Source organism: Sinomonas sp. P10A9, assembly GCF_041022165.1.
GTDB classification, from domain to species: domain Bacteria; phylum Actinomycetota; class Actinomycetes; order Actinomycetales; family Micrococcaceae; genus Sinomonas; species Sinomonas puerhi.
This window is the reverse complement of record NZ_CP163302.1, coordinates 1,987,943-2,005,033: the sequence shown is the minus strand read 5'-3', so window position 1 is coordinate 2,005,033 and position 17,091 is coordinate 1,987,943. Positions and strand designations below refer to the sequence as shown.

Genomic DNA, 17,091 nt, shown 5'->3' with positions numbered 1-17,091 from the left:
GGCCGGGAACAGCATCTGCTGTCCCCGGCCTCTTTTCGCAACCGTCAGGAGTCGCCGACGCTCGAGAAGCGCATGATGAGTCCCAGTGCGATGATGACGACGCCCCACGTGAGCCCGAGCACAATAGTGAACCGGTTGAGGTTCCGCTCGGCCACGCCCGACGACGCGAGGCCCGAGGACATGCCGCCACCGAACATGTCGGAGAGGCCGCCGCCGCGCCCCTTGTGCATGAGGATGAGCATGGTCAGCAGCAGGCTCGTAATGCCCAGCACGATCTGCAGGATGATCTGGAGTACTTCCACAGGTTTGCCTCGTGGCCTTCCGTCAATAGTGCGGCGTGCAGTGATGCGACGCGCGGTCAGCGCGCCTTGCATTCACTGCTGCGCGGTAGGGTGCCCGCAGTGCCGATGACCCGCTGTGCCGATCACCCGCACTGCTGATAGACCGTTCGTCCGATCGAGTGCAGATCGGATCAGGCGGCAGCGTGGCTCTCGAACCTGACAATGCTAGCAAATTCGGCTGCATCAAGGCTCGCGCCACCCACGAGCACGCCGTCAACGTCCTTCTCCCCGAGGATCGCCGCAGCACTCGCTGCCTTGACCGAGCCGCCGTAGAGGAGCCTCGCGCCGGCCGCGGACTCATCTCCGAAGATCGTGCCAACCTCGGCGCGGATCGCCGCGCACATCTCCTGTGCGTCCCCGGGGCCGGCGACCTCGCCGGTACCGATCGCCCACACCGGCTCGTAGGCCACCACGAGCTGGGCTGCCTGCTCGGCGGTGAGGCCAGCGACATCCGCCCGCAGCTGCGCGAGGGTGTGCTCCACGTGGGTTCCGGCCTGGCGGATCTCGAGGCCCTCCCCCACGCACAGGATCGGAACGAGTCCGTGCGTGAATGCGGCCTTGACCTTGGCGTTGATGACGTCGTCGGACTCGCCGTGGATCGTGCGACGCTCCGAGTGCCCCACGAGGACGTATTTGCAGGCCAGCTTGGCGAGGAACGCCCCACTGATGTCACCCGTGTAGGCACCCGAGTCGAACTGGGAGAGATCCTGGCCCCCGTACGCGATCGGCAGGTCATCTCCGGCGACGAGGGTCTGAACGCCCCGGAGGTCGGTGAACGGCGGGAAGACCGCCACCTCGACACGGCCGAAGTCGTGCTTCGCATCGTCGAGGGTCCAGGCAAGCTTCTGGAGCAGGGTGATGGCCTGGACGTGGTCCATGTTCATCTTCCAGTTGCCGGCGATCAGCGGCGTGCGGTCGAACGTGCCGTTCGTGGAGGTGGTCACGGGGGTGGCTCCTAGTGTGGGTTGAGTTCTTGGCATGCCGCGCCGCAGCGACGCGGCGCGGCATGCGCAGGCTCAGGCTCCGAGTGCCGTGAGGCCCGGGAGCTCCTTGCCTTCGAGGTATTCGAGGCTCGCGCCGCCGCCGGTCGAGATGTGCCCGAACTGGCTGTCCTCGAAGCCGAGCGTGCGGACTGCTGCGGCGGAGTCGCCGCCGCCGACCACGGTCAGTGCGCCCGCGGCAGTGGCGTCGACCAGACCCTGTGCGACGGCCTTCGTGCCGGCCGCGAAGGCCGGGAACTCGAAGACGCCCATCGGGCCGTTCCAGAAGACGGTCCTGGCGGCGGCGATCTCCTTCGCGAAGGCGCCTGCGGTGTCGGGTCCGATGTCGAGCCCGATGCCGGCCTCTCCGAAGGCCGTCTCCTCGATAGCATCGGCCGCGGCGACCTCATGCTCGGCGTCCGCCGCGAACTTCGAGGCGACCACGACATCGGTCGGCAGGACGAATTCCGTGCCGGCCTCGGCCGCACGGGCGAGGTAGTCCTTGACCGTATCGATCTGGTCCTTCTCGAGGAGGCTTGCGCCGACGTTGTGGCCCTGGGCGGCGAGGAACGTGAAGAGCATGCCGCCCCCCACAAGGAGCTTGTCCGCCTTGCCGATCAGGTTGTTGATCACCGCAAGCTTGTCGGAGACCTTGGAGCCGCCGAGGACCACGACGAACGGCCGCTCGGCGTGGTCGGTGAGGCGCTCGAGCACCTCGACCTCGATGCGGACCAGTTCGCCGAGGTAGGCCGGAAGGATCTGGGCAATGTCGAAAACGGAGGCGTGCTTGCGGTGCACGGCCCCGAACGCGTCGTCGACATATGCACCATCAGCACCCGTCAGAGCGGCGAGCTCGCGCGCGAAGGCCACGCGTTCGCCGTCGTCCTTGCTCGTCTCACGGGGGTCGAAGCGGACGTTCTCGAGGACGAGGACCTGGCCGTCCTGGAGGCCGGCGGCGAGGGTGCGGGCGCTCTCCCCTACCGTGTCCTCCGCGAGCTGCACCGTGGTGCCTTCGGCCTGCGCGAGCTCGCGCAGGCGATCTGCAGCGGGCTTGATCGAATACTTGGGATCGGGCGCGCCCTTCGGGCGGCCGAGGTGGGCCATGACCAGAACACGGGCGCCGGCCTGGGCCAGCTTCTGGATCACGGGCAGGGAGGCGCGGACGCGGCCGTCGTCGGTGACGGTGAAACCGTCGAGCGGCACATTGAGGTCGCTACGGACCAGAACGTGCCGCCCGCGGACACCATCGGCGAGCAGGTCGTCGAGAGTGCGTGCAGTCATGGACTCAGGCTATCCGAGTTCCTCTTCCGTTACGTCCGGTCTCAGAGCTTGGAAGCGACGAGCTCGGTCAGGTCGACGAGGCGGTTCGAGTAGCCCCACTCGTTGTCGTACCACGCGACGACCTTGACCTGGTTGCCGATCACCTTGGTCAGGCCCGCGTCGAAGATCGAAGACGACGGGTCGGTGACGATGTCCGAGGAGACGATCGGATCCTCGGTGTAGGTGAGGTAGCCGGCGAGCGGGCCGGACTCGGAGGCAGCCTTGACCGCCGCATTGACCTCGTCCTTGGTGACCTCGCGGGCGAGGGTCACCGTGAGGTCCGTGGCAGATCCCGTGGGGATCGGCACGCGGATCGCGTAGCCGTCAAGCTTGCCCTTGAGCTCCGGGAGGACGAGCCCAATGGCCTTCGCGGCGCCCGTCGAGGTCGGAACCATGTTGATCGCGGCAGCGCGGGCCCGGCGGAGATCACGGTGCGGGCCGTCCTGGAGGTTCTGGTCCGCGGTGTAGGCGTGGACGGTGGTCATGAGGCCGCGCTCAATGCCGAAAGCATCGTTGATCGCCTTGGCCAGCGGGCCGAGGCAGTTCGTGGTGCACGAGGCGTTGGAGATGATGTTGTGGTTCGCCGCGTCGTACACGCCGTCGTTGACGCCCATGACGATCGTGACATCCTCGTCCGTGGCCGGAGCGGAGATGATGACCTTCTTGGCGCCGGCCGCGAGGTGCTTCTTGGCTCCCTCGGCGTTCGTGAAGAAGCCAGTCGACTCAATGACGATGTCGACCTTGAGATCGGCCCAGGGCAAGTTGGCGGGATCGCGCTCGGCGAGGACCTTGATCTCCTTGCCGCCGACGATGATGATGCCCTCGCGGACCTCGACGGTCTGGCCGAGGCGACCCGTGATCGAGTCGTACTTCAGGAGGTGCGCAAGGGTCTCGGGACTCGTGAGGTCATTCACCGCCACGATCTCGAGGTCAGCGCCTTGGGACAGCGCTGCGCGGAAGAAGTTACGGCCGATGCGGCCGAAGCCGTTGATGCCAATTCGAGTGGTCACTCTCGTTGATCTCCTTGAGCTCAGTCGAGCAACGAAGATCACTGCTCGAACTGTTAGACGGTCCCGCACGTCGTTGGGCAGAGATTTGCACAAGGAAAGGCCGTCAGCCCAAGTCTCCATTGTCATGGCTGGAAGGCCGCACGGGCCTTTCCGGACCCCATCCTACGGCGAAAGGGCCCGCCTCGGAACTGGCGAACCCTTTCGCACGGAATGTCACAAAATGTGACGCGAATCTCAAGCCGGGAGGATGAGACCCTTCGCGCCCGTGCGTGCGGCCTCGAAGCGCTTGGCGACATCGGCCCAGTTCACGATGTTCCAGACAGCCTTGACGTAGTCGGCCTTGACGTTCTGGTAGTCGAGGTAGAAGGCGTGCTCCCACATGTCCAGCTGGAACAGCGGGGTGGTCGCAACCGGGACACCGTTCTGCTGGTCGTACATCTGCTCGATGACGAGGTTCCCGCCGAGGGGCTCGTACGCGAGGATGGCCCAGCCTGAGCCCTGGATCGTGGTGGCCGCGGCGGTGAAGTGCGCCTGGAACGCGTCGAACGAGCCGAAGTACTCGTCGATCGCAGCAGCGAGCTCGCCCTCGGGCCGGTCGCCGCCCTCCGGGGAGAGGTTGTTCCAGAAGATCGAGTGGTTGATGTGGCCACCGAGGTTGAACTGGAGGTCCTTCGAGAGCTTCGCAGCCGCGGCGCCGTCACCCTTGGCACGCGCCTCCGCCATCTTCTCGAGGGCGGTGTTGGCGCCGGTCACATACGCGGCGTGGTGCTTGCTGTGGTGGAGCTCCATGATGCGCGCCGAGATGTGCGGCTCAAGGGCGGCGTAGTCGTAAGGGAGTTCAGGCAGTTCGTAGGTCACAACGTCCTCCATCTGTTGGCTTCCCGCCGCTTGACGCGCGGGCTGGTGACGGATCCATCCTATGCAGATCGGCACGCGCTATGCAGCGCAGCTGCAGTGCCGTGATACGGGGAACATCTCAGCCGTCGAGCATATCCGGCGTCACACTCGCCTCGGTTCCGGGAATTCCCTCGTCCTCGGCCTTCTTGTCCGCCATCGCGAGGAGCCGCCGGATGCGGCCGGCGATCGCGTCCTTCGTCATGGGCGGGTCTGCCAGCCGACCGAGCTCGTCGAGGCTCGCCTGCTTGTGGGCCACCCGCAGCTCGCCCGCGTAGCGGAGATGCTCAGGGACATCCTCGCCCAGGATCTCGAGGGCACGCTCGACACGCGCCCCGGCCGCGACGGCCGCCTGGGCCGAGCGGCGCAGGTTCGCGTCATCGAAGTTCGCGAGCCGGTTCGCGGTTGCGCGGACTTCCTTCCGCATGCGCCGCTCTTCCCACGCCATGAGCGCGTCGTGCGCACCCATGCGGGTCAGCAGCGCCGCGATCGCGTCGCCGTCGCGCACGACGACGCGGTCCACCCCGCGCACTTCCCGCGCCTTCGCGGCGATTCCGAGACGGCGGGCCGCGCCCACGAGCGCGAGGGCAGCCTCGGGGCCCGGGCACGTGACCTCGAGGGAGCTCGAGCGGCCGGGCTCCGTGAGCGACCCGTGGGCGAGGAACGCCCCCCGCCACACCGCCTCGGCATCGGCGGCGGAGCCATTGACCACTGACGAGGGCAGCCCGCGGACCGGGCGCCCACGATTGTCGAGCAGGCCAGTCTGGCGGGCCAGGGCCTCGCCCTCGCGGACCACCCGGACCACGTACCGGTTCCCCCGGCGCAGTCCGCCGCCGGAGACGACGATGATCTCGCTCGGGTGGCCGTAGACCTCGGCGATCGCGGTCCGCAGGCGTCGGGCGGTCGCGGCAAGGTCTACCTCGGCCTCGATGACGATCCGGCCGGAGATGATGTGCAGGCCCCCTGCGAAACGCAGGACCGCGGACACCTCCGCCTTGCGCTCAGACGACTTCTTGACCGCCAGCCGCGACAGCTCATCCTTCACGCTCTGGGTCAGTGCCATGGCTGTCCTTCCTGGTCCCTCGGCGTCCGCGTCGGCCCGCCGGTCATCGCTCACCGCCGGAGGACCCGCCTCCGGTGAAGACTTCGTGATACGCCCCGGCCAGCCGAAGCGCGTCGTGCACCGGTCGGTAACCGGCGGACCTCACTCTATCGAAGAGCACCTCGGCCCCGAGCTCGGCGGCCACCCGGACGAACTCATCCCGGTCCGCCACGGACGCCTCGTCCGCAATGACGGCGTCGACCGTGAACTCGGGGGCAACATGCCGCAGGGCGCGCAGGTGGTCCGCGGCCGTCATGCCCGCCGTTTCCTTCGTGTCGACGGCGAGGTTCATCGTGAGGCAGCGGCGCGCAGGCGTGTCGGTGAGGGCCTGGCGCATCTGCGGCAGGAGCAGGTGCGGCAGCACCGACGTGTACCAGGACCCCGGGCCCAGCACCACCCAGTCGGCGAGCTCAATAGCGCTCAGCGTCTCCGGGCATGCCGGTGCGTCCTCGGGCACGAGACGGACCTCCTCGAGCCGCCCGGCGACAGCGCACGCCGCCTGGCCGCGGATGGTCTCGGTCCGGGCGGGGCCGCCGTGGGCTCCCCCGCCCGCCACGAGGACGTCGCCCTCGATCGTGAGCGGCACGCGGGACATCGGCAGGACCTGGCCGCGCGCGCCCAGGAGCGCCCCGGCCCAACGCAGTCCGTCGACGACGTCGCCGAGCAGCTCCCACAGCGTGACGATGAGGAGATTGCCCATCGCGTGGTTCTCGAGACCGCTCATGCCCGACGGCGAGTGGAACCTGTGCTGCATGACATCGCGCCAGGTGCGGCCCCAGTCGGTGTCATCGCACAGTGCCGCGAGTGCCATCCGCAGGTCTCCGGGCGGGAGGACGCCGAAGTCCTTGCGCAGACCGCCGGAGGATCCGCCGTCGTCCGCGACCGTCACGACGGCGGTCAGCTCGTTCGTGAGCAGACGGAGGGCGGACAGTGACGCGGCGAGACCGTGCCCGCCGCCGAGCGCCACGACCGTGGGCCCCTTCGGCGTGCCGCCGTCAGTCCCGGCGCCCGGACGGATGAGGGGCAGCTGGCCGGTGAACAAGGTGCTCACTCGCGCGTCATTCCCGACCTAGGTCGCGGTGCGAGGTCGTCACCGTGACACGCGGCTGCTGGGCGAGGCGCTTGGAGAGCTCCTCGGCCACCGCCACGGAACGGTGCTTGCCTCCCGTGCAGCCCACCGCGATCGTGGCGTAGTGCTTGTTCTCCCGGCGGTAGCCGGCGAGGACCGGCTCGAGGGCGTGCACGTAGCGCTCCACGAACTCTTGCGCCCCGTTGGCGACGAGCACGTAGTCGCGCACATCCGGGTCAAGCCCGGTGTGCGGCCTCAGCTGGGGCACCCAATGCGGGTTGGGCAGGAAACGCACGTCGGCGACGTAGTTCGCGTCTGCCGGGAGCCCGTACTTGAACCCGAAGCTCATCACGTTCAGCCGCAGGGTGACAGGTCCCTTCTCCGAGAAGAGCTCGGTGATGGCTGTCGCGAGGCCGTGGACATTGAAGTCGGACGTGTCGAGCACGAGCGTCGCGTGGTCGCGGAGCTCAGTGAGGAGGGCCCTCTCCGCGGCGATTCCGTCGGAGATCCGGCCCCCGCCTTGGAGGGGGTGCGGACGGCGGCCCTGCTCGAAACGGCGGATGAGCACGTCGTCGCTCGCATCGAGGAACAGGACCCGGTACTCGGTCCCGCTCGCCGAGAGCTGGGCGAGCGCCTCGCGGATGTCCGCGAAGAGGGCCTTGCTGCGCACATCCATGACGACGGCGAGCTTGGGGATCCGCTCCGACGCGTGCTGAACGAGTTCGGACAGCGTGCTCAGGAGCTGCGGGGGGAGATTCTCGACGACGTACCAGCCGTGGTCCTCGAGCGCGTTGGCCGCGGTGCTGCGGCCGGCACCGGACATGCCCGTGACGATGAGCAGCTCCGACGCCGTGGGCTTGACGGGTGTCAGCCCGATTTCGTGCTGCCCTGTGTCGTGGCCGACGTCCGTGCTCGTCTCGCTCATGGCCCCAGCCTAGCTAAGACTCCAGGATTTCGCCGGTGGCGTAATTGATCGCGGGGGCCAGCACCTCGCCGTCGGCTGTGACGCCGATGACCCCTGGGGTGTCTGCCTGCGTGACCGCATCGGAGATCCCCTCGGCGATCCCGTGCAGGCGAGCGTAGACGGCCGCCGCGAGAGCGGGACCCACCCCATTGACGTCTGTGATCTCGGTGACGCTCGCGGCCCTGAGCCGCTTGAGGGACCCGAAGTGGGCCAGAAGCGACTTCTGCCGGGCGGGACCGAGGCCCGGGACCTCGTCCAGAAGCGACGCCGTCATGGACTTGGCGCGCTTCTGCCGGTGGAACGTGATCGCGAAGCGGTGCGCCTCGTCGCGGATGCGCTGCAGGAGGTAAAGACCCTGGGACGCGCGCGGCAGGATCACGGGGAAGTCCCCCTCCGGGAGCCAGACCTCCTCGAGACGCTTCGCGAGTCCGACGACGCGTACCTCGTCACCGATGCCGAGCTCAGCGAGTGCCCTGACCGCGGCGGAGACCTGAGGCTGCCCGCCGTCGACCACGACGAGGTTCGGCGGATAGGCGAACTTCCTGTTCGCGTCCCGCTCCTCGACCGGCAGTTCCCGTTCGGCGAGGTAGTTGCGGAAGCGCCGGGTGAGCACGTCATGCATCGCGGCGGTGTCGTCGCGTGCGGCCTCGCCGGTGATGGAGAACTTCCGGTACTCGCTCTTCTTGGTCAGTCCGTCCTCGACGACGACCATCGATGCGACGACGTTCGTGCCCTGGACGTGCGAGATGTCGAACGACTCGATGCGCAGGGGCGGCTCAGACAGCTCGAGCGCTTCCTGCAGCTCCTGGAGCGCGAGGGAGCGGGTCGTGATGTCCCCAGCGCGGCGGCTCTTGTGCAGCCGGAGCGCCTGCACTGCATTCTCCTGGACGGTCTTCATGAGCGCGGCCTTGTCCCCGCGCTGGGGGACCCTCAGCTCGACCCGTGCCCCGCGGAGGCCCGAGAGCCACAGCGTGAGCTCGTCAGCGTCGTCGGGCAGGACCGGCACGAGGACCTCGCGCGGGAGACGGCCGTTCGTCTCCTCCTGCTCGCCATAGACCTGCTGGAGGAGGTGACCCACGAGTGCGGCCGGCGTCGCCTCTTCGACCTTCTCGACGACCCAGCCGCGCTGGCCGCGGATACGCCCGCCACGGACGTGGAACACCTGGACGGCCGCCTCGAGCTCGTCCTCTTCGACGGCGAAGAGGTCGGCATCCGTGTCCTCGGAGAGCACCACGGCGTTGCGCTCGAAGACCTTGCGCATCGCGATGATGTCGTCCCGCAGCCGCGCCGCATTCTCGTAGTCGAGATCCGCCACGGCGTCCGCCATCTTCCGCTCGAGCTGGGCGATGAATCTCCCCGCCTCCCCGCCCATGAAGTCGCAGAAATCCTCGGCCAGCTCCCGGTGGTCCGCCTCCGAGATCCGGCCGACGCACGGCGCCGCGCATTTGTCGATGTACCCCAGGAGGCACGGACGCCCGCTCCGCTCGGCTCGCCGGAACACGCCTGCACTGCACGAACGCACGGGGAAGACGCGCAGGAGTGTGTCCATCGTCTCCCGGATCGCCCCGGCGGTGTAGGGGCCGAAGTACCGCGTGCCCTTGCGCCGCTCGCCGCGCATGACCTGGACCCGGGGGTACTTCTCCGACATCGTCACGGCGAGGTAGGGATACGTCTTGTCGTCGCGGAAGGCAAGGTTGTAGCGCGGTTTGAATTCCTTGATCCAGGTGTACTCGAGCTGGAGGGCCTCGAGTTCACTGCCGACCACCGTCCACTCCACGCTCGCGGCGGCGTGAACCATGGCGTAGGTCTTCGGCAGGAGCGTGGCCGGGTTCGCGAAGTACGAGGTCAGCCGCTGCCGGAGGCTCTTGGCCTTGCCGACGTAGATGACCCGGCCGTGTGGGTCCCGGAACCTGTAGACGCCGGGATCGGTAGGGATCTCGCCGGTCTTCGGCCGGTAGCTCGCTGGATCTGCCACCGCTCCAGTCTAGGGTGGTGGCCGCACCCTGAGCCGAGCCGGCTAGTGCTCGGCGGGGGGCTTGTTGTAGCCGCTTGCGCGCTCCTGGCCGCTGAGGGCAGCGATGGCATCCATGATCTGGTCTGTCGCGTCGCGACGCAGCGGCAGTGAATGGTCCGGGCCGGTCTTGTCGAAGGCGAGCGGCTTCCCGATGTGCATCTCGAAGTGCTGCGGCCGAATGGAGTTCTTGTCGGCGGGCTGGAGGTTCTCCGTGCCGATGAGCCCGACGGGCACCACGGGCGCCCCGGTCGTGAGGGCAAGCCAACCGACCCCGGTGCGTCCCCGGTACAGGAGTCCGTCGCGGGAACGCGTGCCTTCTGGGTAGATTCCGATGCCCTGACCCTCATCGAGGATGTCGAGGAGGGTCTTGAGCGCAGCCACGCTTGCGGCCTGCTCGCCGCGCTCAACGGGAATCGAGCCGACGCCCTCGAAGAAGGCCTTCATGAGCTTGCCCTTGACGCCTTTGCCGGTGAAGTACTCAGCCTTGGCGAAGAACGCCACGCCCCGCGGCATGAGGGCCTGGATGATCACGGAGTCGAGGAACGAGAGGTGGTTTGAGGCGACGATGAACGGGCCGCTCTCGGGCACATTCTCGATACCCGTGACAGTGGGCCGGCACAGGCCACCGATGAGTCCCCGGATGCTGTGCCGGGTCATCGAGTAGATCAGCATGCAGAAGCCTCCGGGGCTAGATCGAGGACCATGCCGATCGCCCGCTCGAGCTCATCGGCGTCCGACACGATGGCGGCCAGATCGAGGGACGCGAACTCGCCCTCGGGCGCGAAGCCCCACGCAACGCCGATGCACCGCACCCCGTTCGCGGCGGCGCCTGCTGCGTCGTGGCGCCTGTCCCCGATCATGACGGCACGGTCCGCGGTCGCGTGGTTTGTCACGAGTGCATCCAGCACGATCCCGACCTTCCCGTCCGGGGGCGGCGGCAGCGTCTCGTCGTCGGGCGAGCCGTGGATGCTGTGGAAGAAGCGCTCGAGCCCGTGCAGGCGCAGGAGCTTCACCGCGAGATTCCGCGGCTTCTGAGTGGCAACCGTCAGATGCAGACCGCGCTCACGGAGTCGTGCGAGGAGCTCCGGAATGCCCGGGTACGGAAGGCTCTGGGCCATTCCGTGCTCGATGTACTGCTTCCGGTAGGTGTGCACGACGGCGTCGAGCAGGCCCTCGGGCGCGTCGACCAGCCGGTGGAGCGATTCGAGCAGCGGCGGGCCGACCATGCCCGCAAGCACCGCTGCGGTCGGGACATCGAGCCCGTGGGCCTCGAGGGCGTACGCGATGCCGCCGGTGATGCTTCCCGCGGGGTCGACGAGAGTGCCGTCGAGATCGAAGATCGCAAGCGCGGGGGTGTCTGTCACCGGGACAGTCTCCCATATCGATGCGGGTGCCTGAAATTCGCACACCCACCGTCATGAACGCCACGGCATAGACGAGCTTACATATGCCGTGGCCTTCATATTCAACGGCCTCCGCGTGCGTCCCGGGCTATGTGGCGTTCAGGACCTCAGCCAGGAAGGTGCCCGTGTAGCTGCCCTCGGCGCGGGCGACCTGCTCGGGCGTCCCTGTAGCGACAATCTGGCCGCCACCGGACCCGCCGTTGGGGCCAAGGTCGATGATCCAGTCGGCGCTCTTGATGACGTCGAGGTTGTGCTCGATCGTGATGACCGTGTTGCCCTTCTCCACAAGGGACTGCAGCACGAGGAGCAGCTTGCGGATGTCCTCGAAGTGCAGGCCGGTGGTCGGCTCGTCGAGGACGTACACGCTGCGGCCATTGGAGCGCTTCTGAAGCTCGGCCGCGAGCTTGACGCGCTGCGCCTCACCGCCCGAGAGCGTCGTGGCGGGCTGTCCGAGCCGTACGTAGCCGAGGCCGACATCGACAAGCGTGTTGAGGTGGCGCGCGATGGGGCTGAACGCCGCGAAGAACTCCGCCGCCTCATCGATCGGCATGTTGAGGACATCCGCAATCGTCTTGCCCTTGTAGTGGACCTCGAGCGTCTCACGGTTGTACCGGGCTCCGTGGCACACCTCGCACGGAACGTACACGTCCGGGAGGAAGTTCATCTCGATCTTGATCGTGCCGTCGCCGCTGCATGCCTCGCATCGGCCGCCCTTGACGTTGAACGAGAACCTGCCCGGCATGTAGCCGCGCACCTTCGCCTCGTTCGTCTCGGCGAAGAGCTTGCGGATGTGGTCGAAGACCCCCGTGTACGTGGCAGGGTTCGACCGGGGAGTACGCCCGATCGGGCTCTGGTCGACGTGGATGACCTTGTCGAGGTGCTCGAGCCCATCGATCCGCGTGTGCCTGCCTGCAACCTGCTTGGCGCCGTTGAGCCGGTTGGCGAGCACCTTGTAGAGGATGTCGTTGACGAGGGTCGACTTGCCCGAACCGCTCACGCCGGTCACAGCCGTGAAGACCCCGAGCGGGAACGTGACGTCGACGCCCTGCAGGTTGTGCTCGCGTGCCCCGACGACCTTCAGCTGGCGCTTGCGGTCCACCTTGCGCCGCGCGCGCGGGACCTCGATCGAGCGACGCCCCGAGAGGTAGTCCCCCGTGAGCGACGCGGTGTTCGCCTTGAGCCCCTCGAGGGTTCCTGAGTGGACCACCTGGCCGCCGTGCTCGCCCGCACCGGGGCCGATGTCGACGATCCAGTCGGCCTCATGGATGGTGTCCTCGTCATGTTCGACGACGATGAGCGTGTTCCCCAGATCCCGCAGGCGGGTGAGGGTCCCGATGAGCCGGCGGTTGTCGCGCTGGTGGAGGCCGATGCTCGGCTCGTCGAGGACGTACAGGACGCCCACGAGCCCCGACCCGATCTGTGTTGCGAGGCGGATGCGCTGGGCCTCACCGCCGGAAAGCGTCCCGGCCGCACGCTCGAGATTGAGGTACTCGAGGCCGACATCGAGGAGGAACCTCAGGCGTGCGTCGATCTCCTTGAGGACCTGGGCAGCAATCTGCTCCTCGCGCGGCGTCAGCTCGAGCGTCGCGAGGAACTCTCGCGACTCCCGCAGCGGAAGCCTTGAGACCTCGGCGATCGACTTCTCACCGATCAGTACCGAGAGCGATGCGGGGTTGAGGCGTGCGCCGCCGCATTCGGGGCACGGGATTTCCCGCATGTACTCCTCGTAGCGGTCGCGGGCCGAGTCCGACTCGGTCTCGAGGTGCTTGCGCTGGATGTACTGCACGGCGCCTTCGAAACCGGTGCTGTACTTGCGCTCGCGCCCGAAGCGATTGCGGTACTGGACCACGACCTTGTGGTCCTTGCCGTAGAGCACTGCGTCGCGCGCGTACTCGGGCAGGCTGTGCCACGGGGTCGTCATCGAGAAGCCGAGGTCATCGGCGAGTCCGTCGAGCAGACGGTTCCAGTACTCCGTCGTCGCCGTGCCGAGGGCCCAAGGGGCAATCGCGCCCTCCGACAGGCTCAGCTCGGGGTCCGGCACAACGAGGTCGACATCGACCTCGAGCTTCGTGCCGATGCCGGTGCACGCGGGGCACGCGCCAAAGGGGTTGTTGAACGAGAACGTCCGCGGTTCGATCTCGTCGATCGCGAGCGGATGGTCGTTGGGGCACGCGAGGTTCTCCGAGAACGCGCGGAGCCGGGCGTCGTCGTCCGGCTCGCGGTCCACGAAATCGGCCAGGACCCGCCCCTCGGCGAGGCCTAGGGCCGTCTCGACAGAGTCGGCAAGGCGCTGGCGCATGCCCTCCTTGACCACGAGGCGGTCCACGATCACCTCGATCGTGTGCTTGAACTGCTTGCCGAGCTTCGGCGGCTCCGTGAGCTGGACGAGCTCCCCATCGACCCGGGCACGGGAGTAGCCCTTCGCGGCGAGCTCCTTGAACAGGTCCACGAACTCGCCCTTGCGACCGCGCACCACGGGGGCCAGGAGCTGGAAGCGCGTCCCCTCCGGCATCTCGAGGAGCAGGTCCACAATCTGCTGCGGGGTCTGGCGCGTGACCGGCTCATGGCAGATCGGGCAGTGCGGGCGCCCGACCCGCGCCCAGAGGAGGCGCATGTAGTCGTAGATCTCGGTGATGGTGCCGACGGTCGAGCGCGGGTTCTTGCTCGTGGACTTCTGGTCGATCGAGACGGCCGGAGAGAGGCCCTCGATGAAGTCGACGTCCGGCTTGTCCACCTGTCCGAGGAACTGGCGCGCATAGGCAGAAAGAGACTCGACGTAACGACGCTGGCCCTCGGCGAAGATCGTGTCGAACGCGAGCGAGGACTTCCCCGAGCCGGACAGCCCCGTGAATACGATCATCTTCTCGCGCGGCAGATCCAGGTCAACGTTGCGAAGGTTGTGCTCGCGCGCGCCCTTGACCACGAGGCGGGACAGGTCCGGCGCCGTGGGGTCCTCGAGGAGCTCGCGGTCAGCTGGTGACTTCTGCGGGCTGGGATGCTGGGTGTTTGACCCTTGTGGGGTCGACTTCTGCACGGGGGTGGAATCGTTGAGCGTGGACAGACTCTGCACCCGTCCATGTTAGTCGACGTCGACGAGATTCGAAAATGTCTTCGATGCAGCCTCAGGAGCGGCCGGCACCCGGATGGTCCCGCCGGGCATACGCCGCCATGAGGAGAGCCTTGGCCTCGTCGAGAGAACAGCCTCGGGACGCTGCGGCCTCGGCGAACACTGCGGCCGCCGTCGAAAGCTCCTCTTCGCGCCGGCCACGCGGTGCCACGGTAGTTCCAGCGCGCCCAGCTGTGGCTAGGACGCCTGCCTCCTCGAGTTCGCGATAGGCACGGGCCACGGTGTGCGGCGCGACGCCGAGTGCGCCGGCAAGCCCGCGCACGGGCGGAAGCTTCGCGCCGACCGCGAGCCGGCCGTCGTCGACCAGCGTCAGGATGTGCTTGCGGAGCTGCTCGAAGAGAGGAGTGGCGAGCTCGGAATTGGGGCGCCATCGCCCGGGGAACTCGCCCTGTGCCGTTGACATTGGCCCAGCGTAGCGAAACTGCCTAGGGTGACGTCATGAGCAGCCTCGTCAAAGACCTCGGACGCGTCACGGTCCGCCGGATTTCCGTGAGCGACATGGACAACAACGTCTACCTCATCACTGCGAAGGAGTCCGGGGCGCAGGTCCTCATCGACGCGGCCGACGACGTGCCCGCGATCCAGGCGCTTCTCGTAGAGGGTGCCGCCGACGCCGCAGGCGCGGCGAGACCCGCCACGCTGGCGCTCATCGCCACGACGCATCAGCACTGGGACCACACCCGCGCCCTCGAGGGACTCGTTGCCGCAACCCATGCTCCCGTGGCCGCCGGGCGCCAGGACGTCGCGGGCATCCCGGTACCGGTCGACGTCGTGCTCGACCACGGAGACGTGCCGGGAGCCGGCAAGGACTGGGGCTTCGATCTGAGGGCCGTCCACCTGCGCGGCCATACCCCGGGTTCGATCGCCTATGTCCTCACCGAAGAGGACTCGGCGCCGCTCATCTTCTCGGGTGACTCGCTCTTCCCGGGCGGCGTCGGCAACACGCAGAAGGACCCCGATCGCTTCGAACTGCTGTACGGAGACGTGGTCGAGCGGCTCTTCTCCGTCTACCCGGACGAGGCCGAGGTCCATCCGGGCCACGGGAAGCCGACCACACTCGGTGCCGAACGCCCTCATCTGGAGGAGTGGCGCGAGCGTGGTTGGTAGTCCAACCCCGTCCGTGACCACTCCCGGTCCGCTCACCGATGAGGAGATCCCCCGCTACCTCGAACGGCTCGGCCTCCCGGGGCTCGCGGACATCCACGTCCACTTCCTGCCGCAGAACATGCTCGACAAGGTGTGGCGGTATTTCGACCGGGCGGAAGAAACCTACGGCTGGCCATGGCCGATCGCCTACCGCGTCAGCGAGGAGGAAAGGCTCCGGCTGGCCCGTGGCTTCGGCCTCGCCGCGATCCCTGCGCTCTCCTACCCACACAAGCCCGGCATGGCCCGGTGGCTCAATGACTGGAGCGCCGACCTCGCCCGCCGCGTCCCTGACGTCATCCACTGCGCCACGATGTACCCCGAGCCGGACGCCGGCCAGTACGTCGCCGGGGCGCTCGCTGCGGGGGCCCGGCTGTTCAAGGTCCACGTCCAGGTGGGGAAGTTCGGCCCGGACGATCTGATGCTTGAGCCAGCCTGGGCGGCGCTCGAAGAAGCTGGCGTGCCAGTCGTGATCCATGCGGGATCGAAGCCGCTTCCCGGAACGTTCACGGGACCCGAGCGGGTTGCCCGCCTCCTCGATCGCCATCCGCAACTCGCCCTCGTCATCGCACACTTGGGCATGCCCGAGTACTGGGAGTTCGCCGACCTCGCCGAGCGGTTCCCCCGCGTGCACCTCGATACAACAATGGTCGCGACAGACTTCACGGAACGGTTCGCACCCCTGCCCGACGGCTTCCCAGCGCGACTCGCCGAGCTCGGCGACCGCGTAGTCCTCGGATCTGACTTCCCCAACATCCCGTACCCCTACGCGCACCAGCTCGATGCCCTCGCACGGCTCGACCTCGGGGACGACTGGATGCGCAAGGTCCTCTGGGAGAACGGCGCCAGACTGCTCGGTCTGGGCAGCCCGGCGAATCTGACGGCTCAGCGAACCTGACGGCTGGCTCAGGCGCCGTCAGGCTTCCTGCCCACCAGGAAGATCCGCCGGAACGGGAACACCGTGGTGACGACGCCGTTGCGTTCCACCGTCGGGTAGGCATCGAAGAGGAGCTGGTTGTACTGCTCCTCGAACTGTGCTCCCTCCCGAGGCGAGAGCGCATCGAGCACGGGGCGGAGGCCAGTGCCTCGGACCCAGTTCAGCACCGCGTCCTCTCCCGTGAGGACCTGGCAGTAGGTGGTCTCCCAGACGTCGGCGTCCCAGCCGGCGTCGAGCATGAGCTCGAGATAGCCCGAGGGCTCCGAAACGGCGTCGGTGTGGCGCAGCACTCCACGGAGCTGCTGGTCCCACTGGGAGGACTCCGCGAGCTCGCGCATGAGGGTGTGCGACGGCGCCGAGAAGTTGCCGGGCACCTGGACCGCGAGCCACGCTCCCGGGACGAGCTGCTCGAGCCACCGGCCGATGAGGCCCTGATGACCCGGCACCCACTGGAGGGCTGCGTTCGAGACGACCACGTCGACGTCCTCCGCCGGTTCCCACCGCAGGATGTCTCCATGCGTGAACACGAGGCCCTGGCGCGCCCCGAACCGCGAGCGCGCGGCGTCGAGCATCGTCTCCGAGCTGTCAACGCCCTCGATGAGGGCCTCCGGCCAGCGGTCCGCGAGAGAGGCGGTGAGCCCGCCCGGCCCGCAGCCCAAGTCGACCACCCGGCGCGGGGCGCTCGCGGCGATGCGGCCCGTGAGGTCGTAGAACGGCCGCGCACGGTGATCCCCGAACGCGGTGTACAGGGCCGGGTCCCACGTGGGAGAACTCATGGGACCACGCT

The 17,091-nt window shown here is 67.9% G+C and carries 16 protein-coding genes; 2 read left to right on the top strand and 14 right to left on the bottom strand.

The window, feature by feature from the left end; translation table 11 throughout:
• Positions 1–44: 44 nt before the first annotated feature.
• The 13 genes from secG to AB5L97_RS09060 form a co-directional block, all read right to left on the bottom strand.
• Positions 45–302, bottom strand: coding sequence for a preprotein translocase subunit SecG (gene secG, locus AB5L97_RS09120; protein ID WP_307956469.1), 258 nt, complete (start codon positions 300–302; stop codon positions 45–47).
• Positions 303–472: 170 nt separating this feature from the next.
• The gene (gene tpiA / locus AB5L97_RS09115; RefSeq protein WP_307956470.1) at positions 473–1,285 is read right to left on the bottom strand and encodes a triose-phosphate isomerase; all 813 of its coding nucleotides are present in this window, start codon (positions 1,283–1,285) and stop codon (positions 473–475) included.
• 72 nt (positions 1,286–1,357) lie between these two features.
• The gene (locus AB5L97_RS09110) at positions 1,358–2,602 is read right to left on the bottom strand and encodes a phosphoglycerate kinase (RefSeq protein ID WP_307956471.1); all 1,245 of its coding nucleotides are present in this window, start codon (positions 2,600–2,602) and stop codon (positions 1,358–1,360) included.
• Between the two features lie 41 nt (positions 2,603–2,643).
• Complete coding sequence (gap, locus tag AB5L97_RS09105) at positions 2,644–3,651, bottom strand: type I glyceraldehyde-3-phosphate dehydrogenase (protein ID WP_307956472.1); 1,008 nt, start codon at positions 3,649–3,651, stop codon at positions 2,644–2,646.
• Positions 3,652–3,885: 234 nt separating this feature from the next.
• Complete coding sequence (locus tag AB5L97_RS09100) at positions 3,886–4,521, bottom strand: superoxide dismutase (RefSeq protein ID WP_307956473.1); 636 nt, start codon at positions 4,519–4,521, stop codon at positions 3,886–3,888.
• 106 nt (positions 4,522–4,627) lie between these two features.
• Entirely contained in the window at positions 4,628–5,608 is a 981-nt protein-coding gene (whiA, locus tag AB5L97_RS09095) for a DNA-binding protein WhiA (protein ID WP_307956474.1), read from the bottom strand.
• Between the two features lie 43 nt (positions 5,609–5,651).
• Positions 5,652–6,698 carry a gluconeogenesis factor YvcK family protein gene (locus tag AB5L97_RS09090; RefSeq protein ID WP_374049224.1) on the bottom strand — a complete coding sequence of 349 codons (1,047 nt, stop codon included), beginning with the start codon at positions 6,696–6,698 and terminating at the stop codon, positions 5,652–5,654.
• Positions 6,699–6,705: 7 nt separating this feature from the next.
• Complete coding sequence (gene rapZ / locus AB5L97_RS09085) at positions 6,706–7,641, bottom strand: RNase adapter RapZ (RefSeq protein ID WP_307956475.1); 936 nt, start codon at positions 7,639–7,641, stop codon at positions 6,706–6,708.
• Between the two features lie 13 nt (positions 7,642–7,654).
• Complete coding sequence (gene uvrC, locus AB5L97_RS09080; RefSeq protein ID WP_369047254.1) at positions 7,655–9,655, bottom strand: excinuclease ABC subunit UvrC; 2,001 nt, start codon at positions 9,653–9,655, stop codon at positions 7,655–7,657.
• A 42-nt stretch (positions 9,656–9,697) separates the two neighbouring features.
• On the bottom strand, positions 9,698–10,366 hold the full coding sequence (locus AB5L97_RS09075; protein ID WP_307956477.1) for a lysophospholipid acyltransferase family protein: 669 nt from the start codon (positions 10,364–10,366) through the stop codon (positions 9,698–9,700).
• Positions 10,360–11,058 (bottom strand): HAD hydrolase-like protein, encoded by a 699-nt coding sequence (locus AB5L97_RS09070; protein WP_369047253.1) that lies wholly within the window; start codon positions 11,056–11,058, stop codon positions 10,360–10,362. Before AB5L97_RS09070 ends, AB5L97_RS09075 begins: the two co-directional genes overlap by 7 nt.
• Before the next feature lie 127 nt (positions 11,059–11,185).
• Positions 11,186–14,032 (bottom strand): excinuclease ABC subunit UvrA, encoded by a 2,847-nt coding sequence (gene uvrA, locus AB5L97_RS09065; RefSeq protein WP_369047398.1) that lies wholly within the window; start codon positions 14,030–14,032, stop codon positions 11,186–11,188.
• 187 nt (positions 14,033–14,219) lie between these two features.
• Positions 14,220–14,627 carry a GntR family transcriptional regulator gene (locus AB5L97_RS09060; RefSeq protein WP_307956479.1) on the bottom strand — a complete coding sequence of 136 codons (408 nt, stop codon included), beginning with the start codon at positions 14,625–14,627 and terminating at the stop codon, positions 14,220–14,222.
• Positions 14,628–14,662: 35 nt separating this feature from the next.
• Here AB5L97_RS09060 and AB5L97_RS09055 point away from each other — a divergent pair, with 35 nt between their 5' ends.
• On the top strand, positions 14,663–15,331 hold the full coding sequence (locus tag AB5L97_RS09055; RefSeq protein ID WP_369047252.1) for an MBL fold metallo-hydrolase: 669 nt from the start codon (positions 14,663–14,665) through the stop codon (positions 15,329–15,331).
• Positions 15,332–15,344: 13 nt separating this feature from the next.
• A complete protein-coding gene (locus AB5L97_RS09050; protein WP_369047251.1) occupies positions 15,345–16,265 on the top strand; it encodes an amidohydrolase family protein in 921 nt (306 codons plus the stop codon).
• An 8-nt stretch (positions 16,266–16,273) separates the two neighbouring features.
• Here the strand turns inward: AB5L97_RS09050 and AB5L97_RS09045 are convergent, their stop codons facing one another.
• On the bottom strand, positions 16,274–17,080 hold the full coding sequence (locus AB5L97_RS09045) for a trans-aconitate 2-methyltransferase (protein ID WP_369047250.1): 807 nt from the start codon (positions 17,078–17,080) through the stop codon (positions 16,274–16,276).
• Positions 17,081–17,091 lie beyond the last annotated feature (11 nt).

Excerpts from the sequence above, each read along its gene's own strand:
- AB5L97_RS09110 (WP_307956471.1), bottom strand. The coding sequence starts at position 2,602 with ATGACTGCACGCACTCTCGACGACCTGCTCGCCGATGGTGTCCGCGGG.
- AB5L97_RS09100 (WP_307956473.1), bottom strand. The coding sequence starts at position 4,521 with ATGGAGGACGTTGTGACCTACGAACTGCCTGAACTCCCTTACGACTAC.
- whiA (WP_307956474.1), bottom strand. The coding sequence starts at position 5,608 with ATGGCACTGACCCAGAGCGTGAAGGATGAGCTGTCGCGGCTGGCGGTC.
- rapZ (WP_307956475.1), bottom strand. The coding sequence starts at position 7,641 with ATGAGCGAGACGAGCACGGACGTCGGCCACGACACAGGGCAGCACGAA.
- AB5L97_RS09075 (WP_307956477.1), bottom strand. The coding sequence starts at position 10,366 with ATGCTGATCTACTCGATGACCCGGCACAGCATCCGGGGACTCATCGGT.
- AB5L97_RS09060 (WP_307956479.1), bottom strand. The coding sequence starts at position 14,627 with ATGTCAACGGCACAGGGCGAGTTCCCCGGGCGATGGCGCCCCAATTCC.
- AB5L97_RS09055 (WP_369047252.1), top strand. The coding sequence starts at position 14,663 with ATGAGCAGCCTCGTCAAAGACCTCGGACGCGTCACGGTCCGCCGGATT.
- AB5L97_RS09045 (WP_369047250.1), bottom strand. The coding sequence starts at position 17,080 with ATGAGTTCTCCCACGTGGGACCCGGCCCTGTACACCGCGTTCGGGGAT.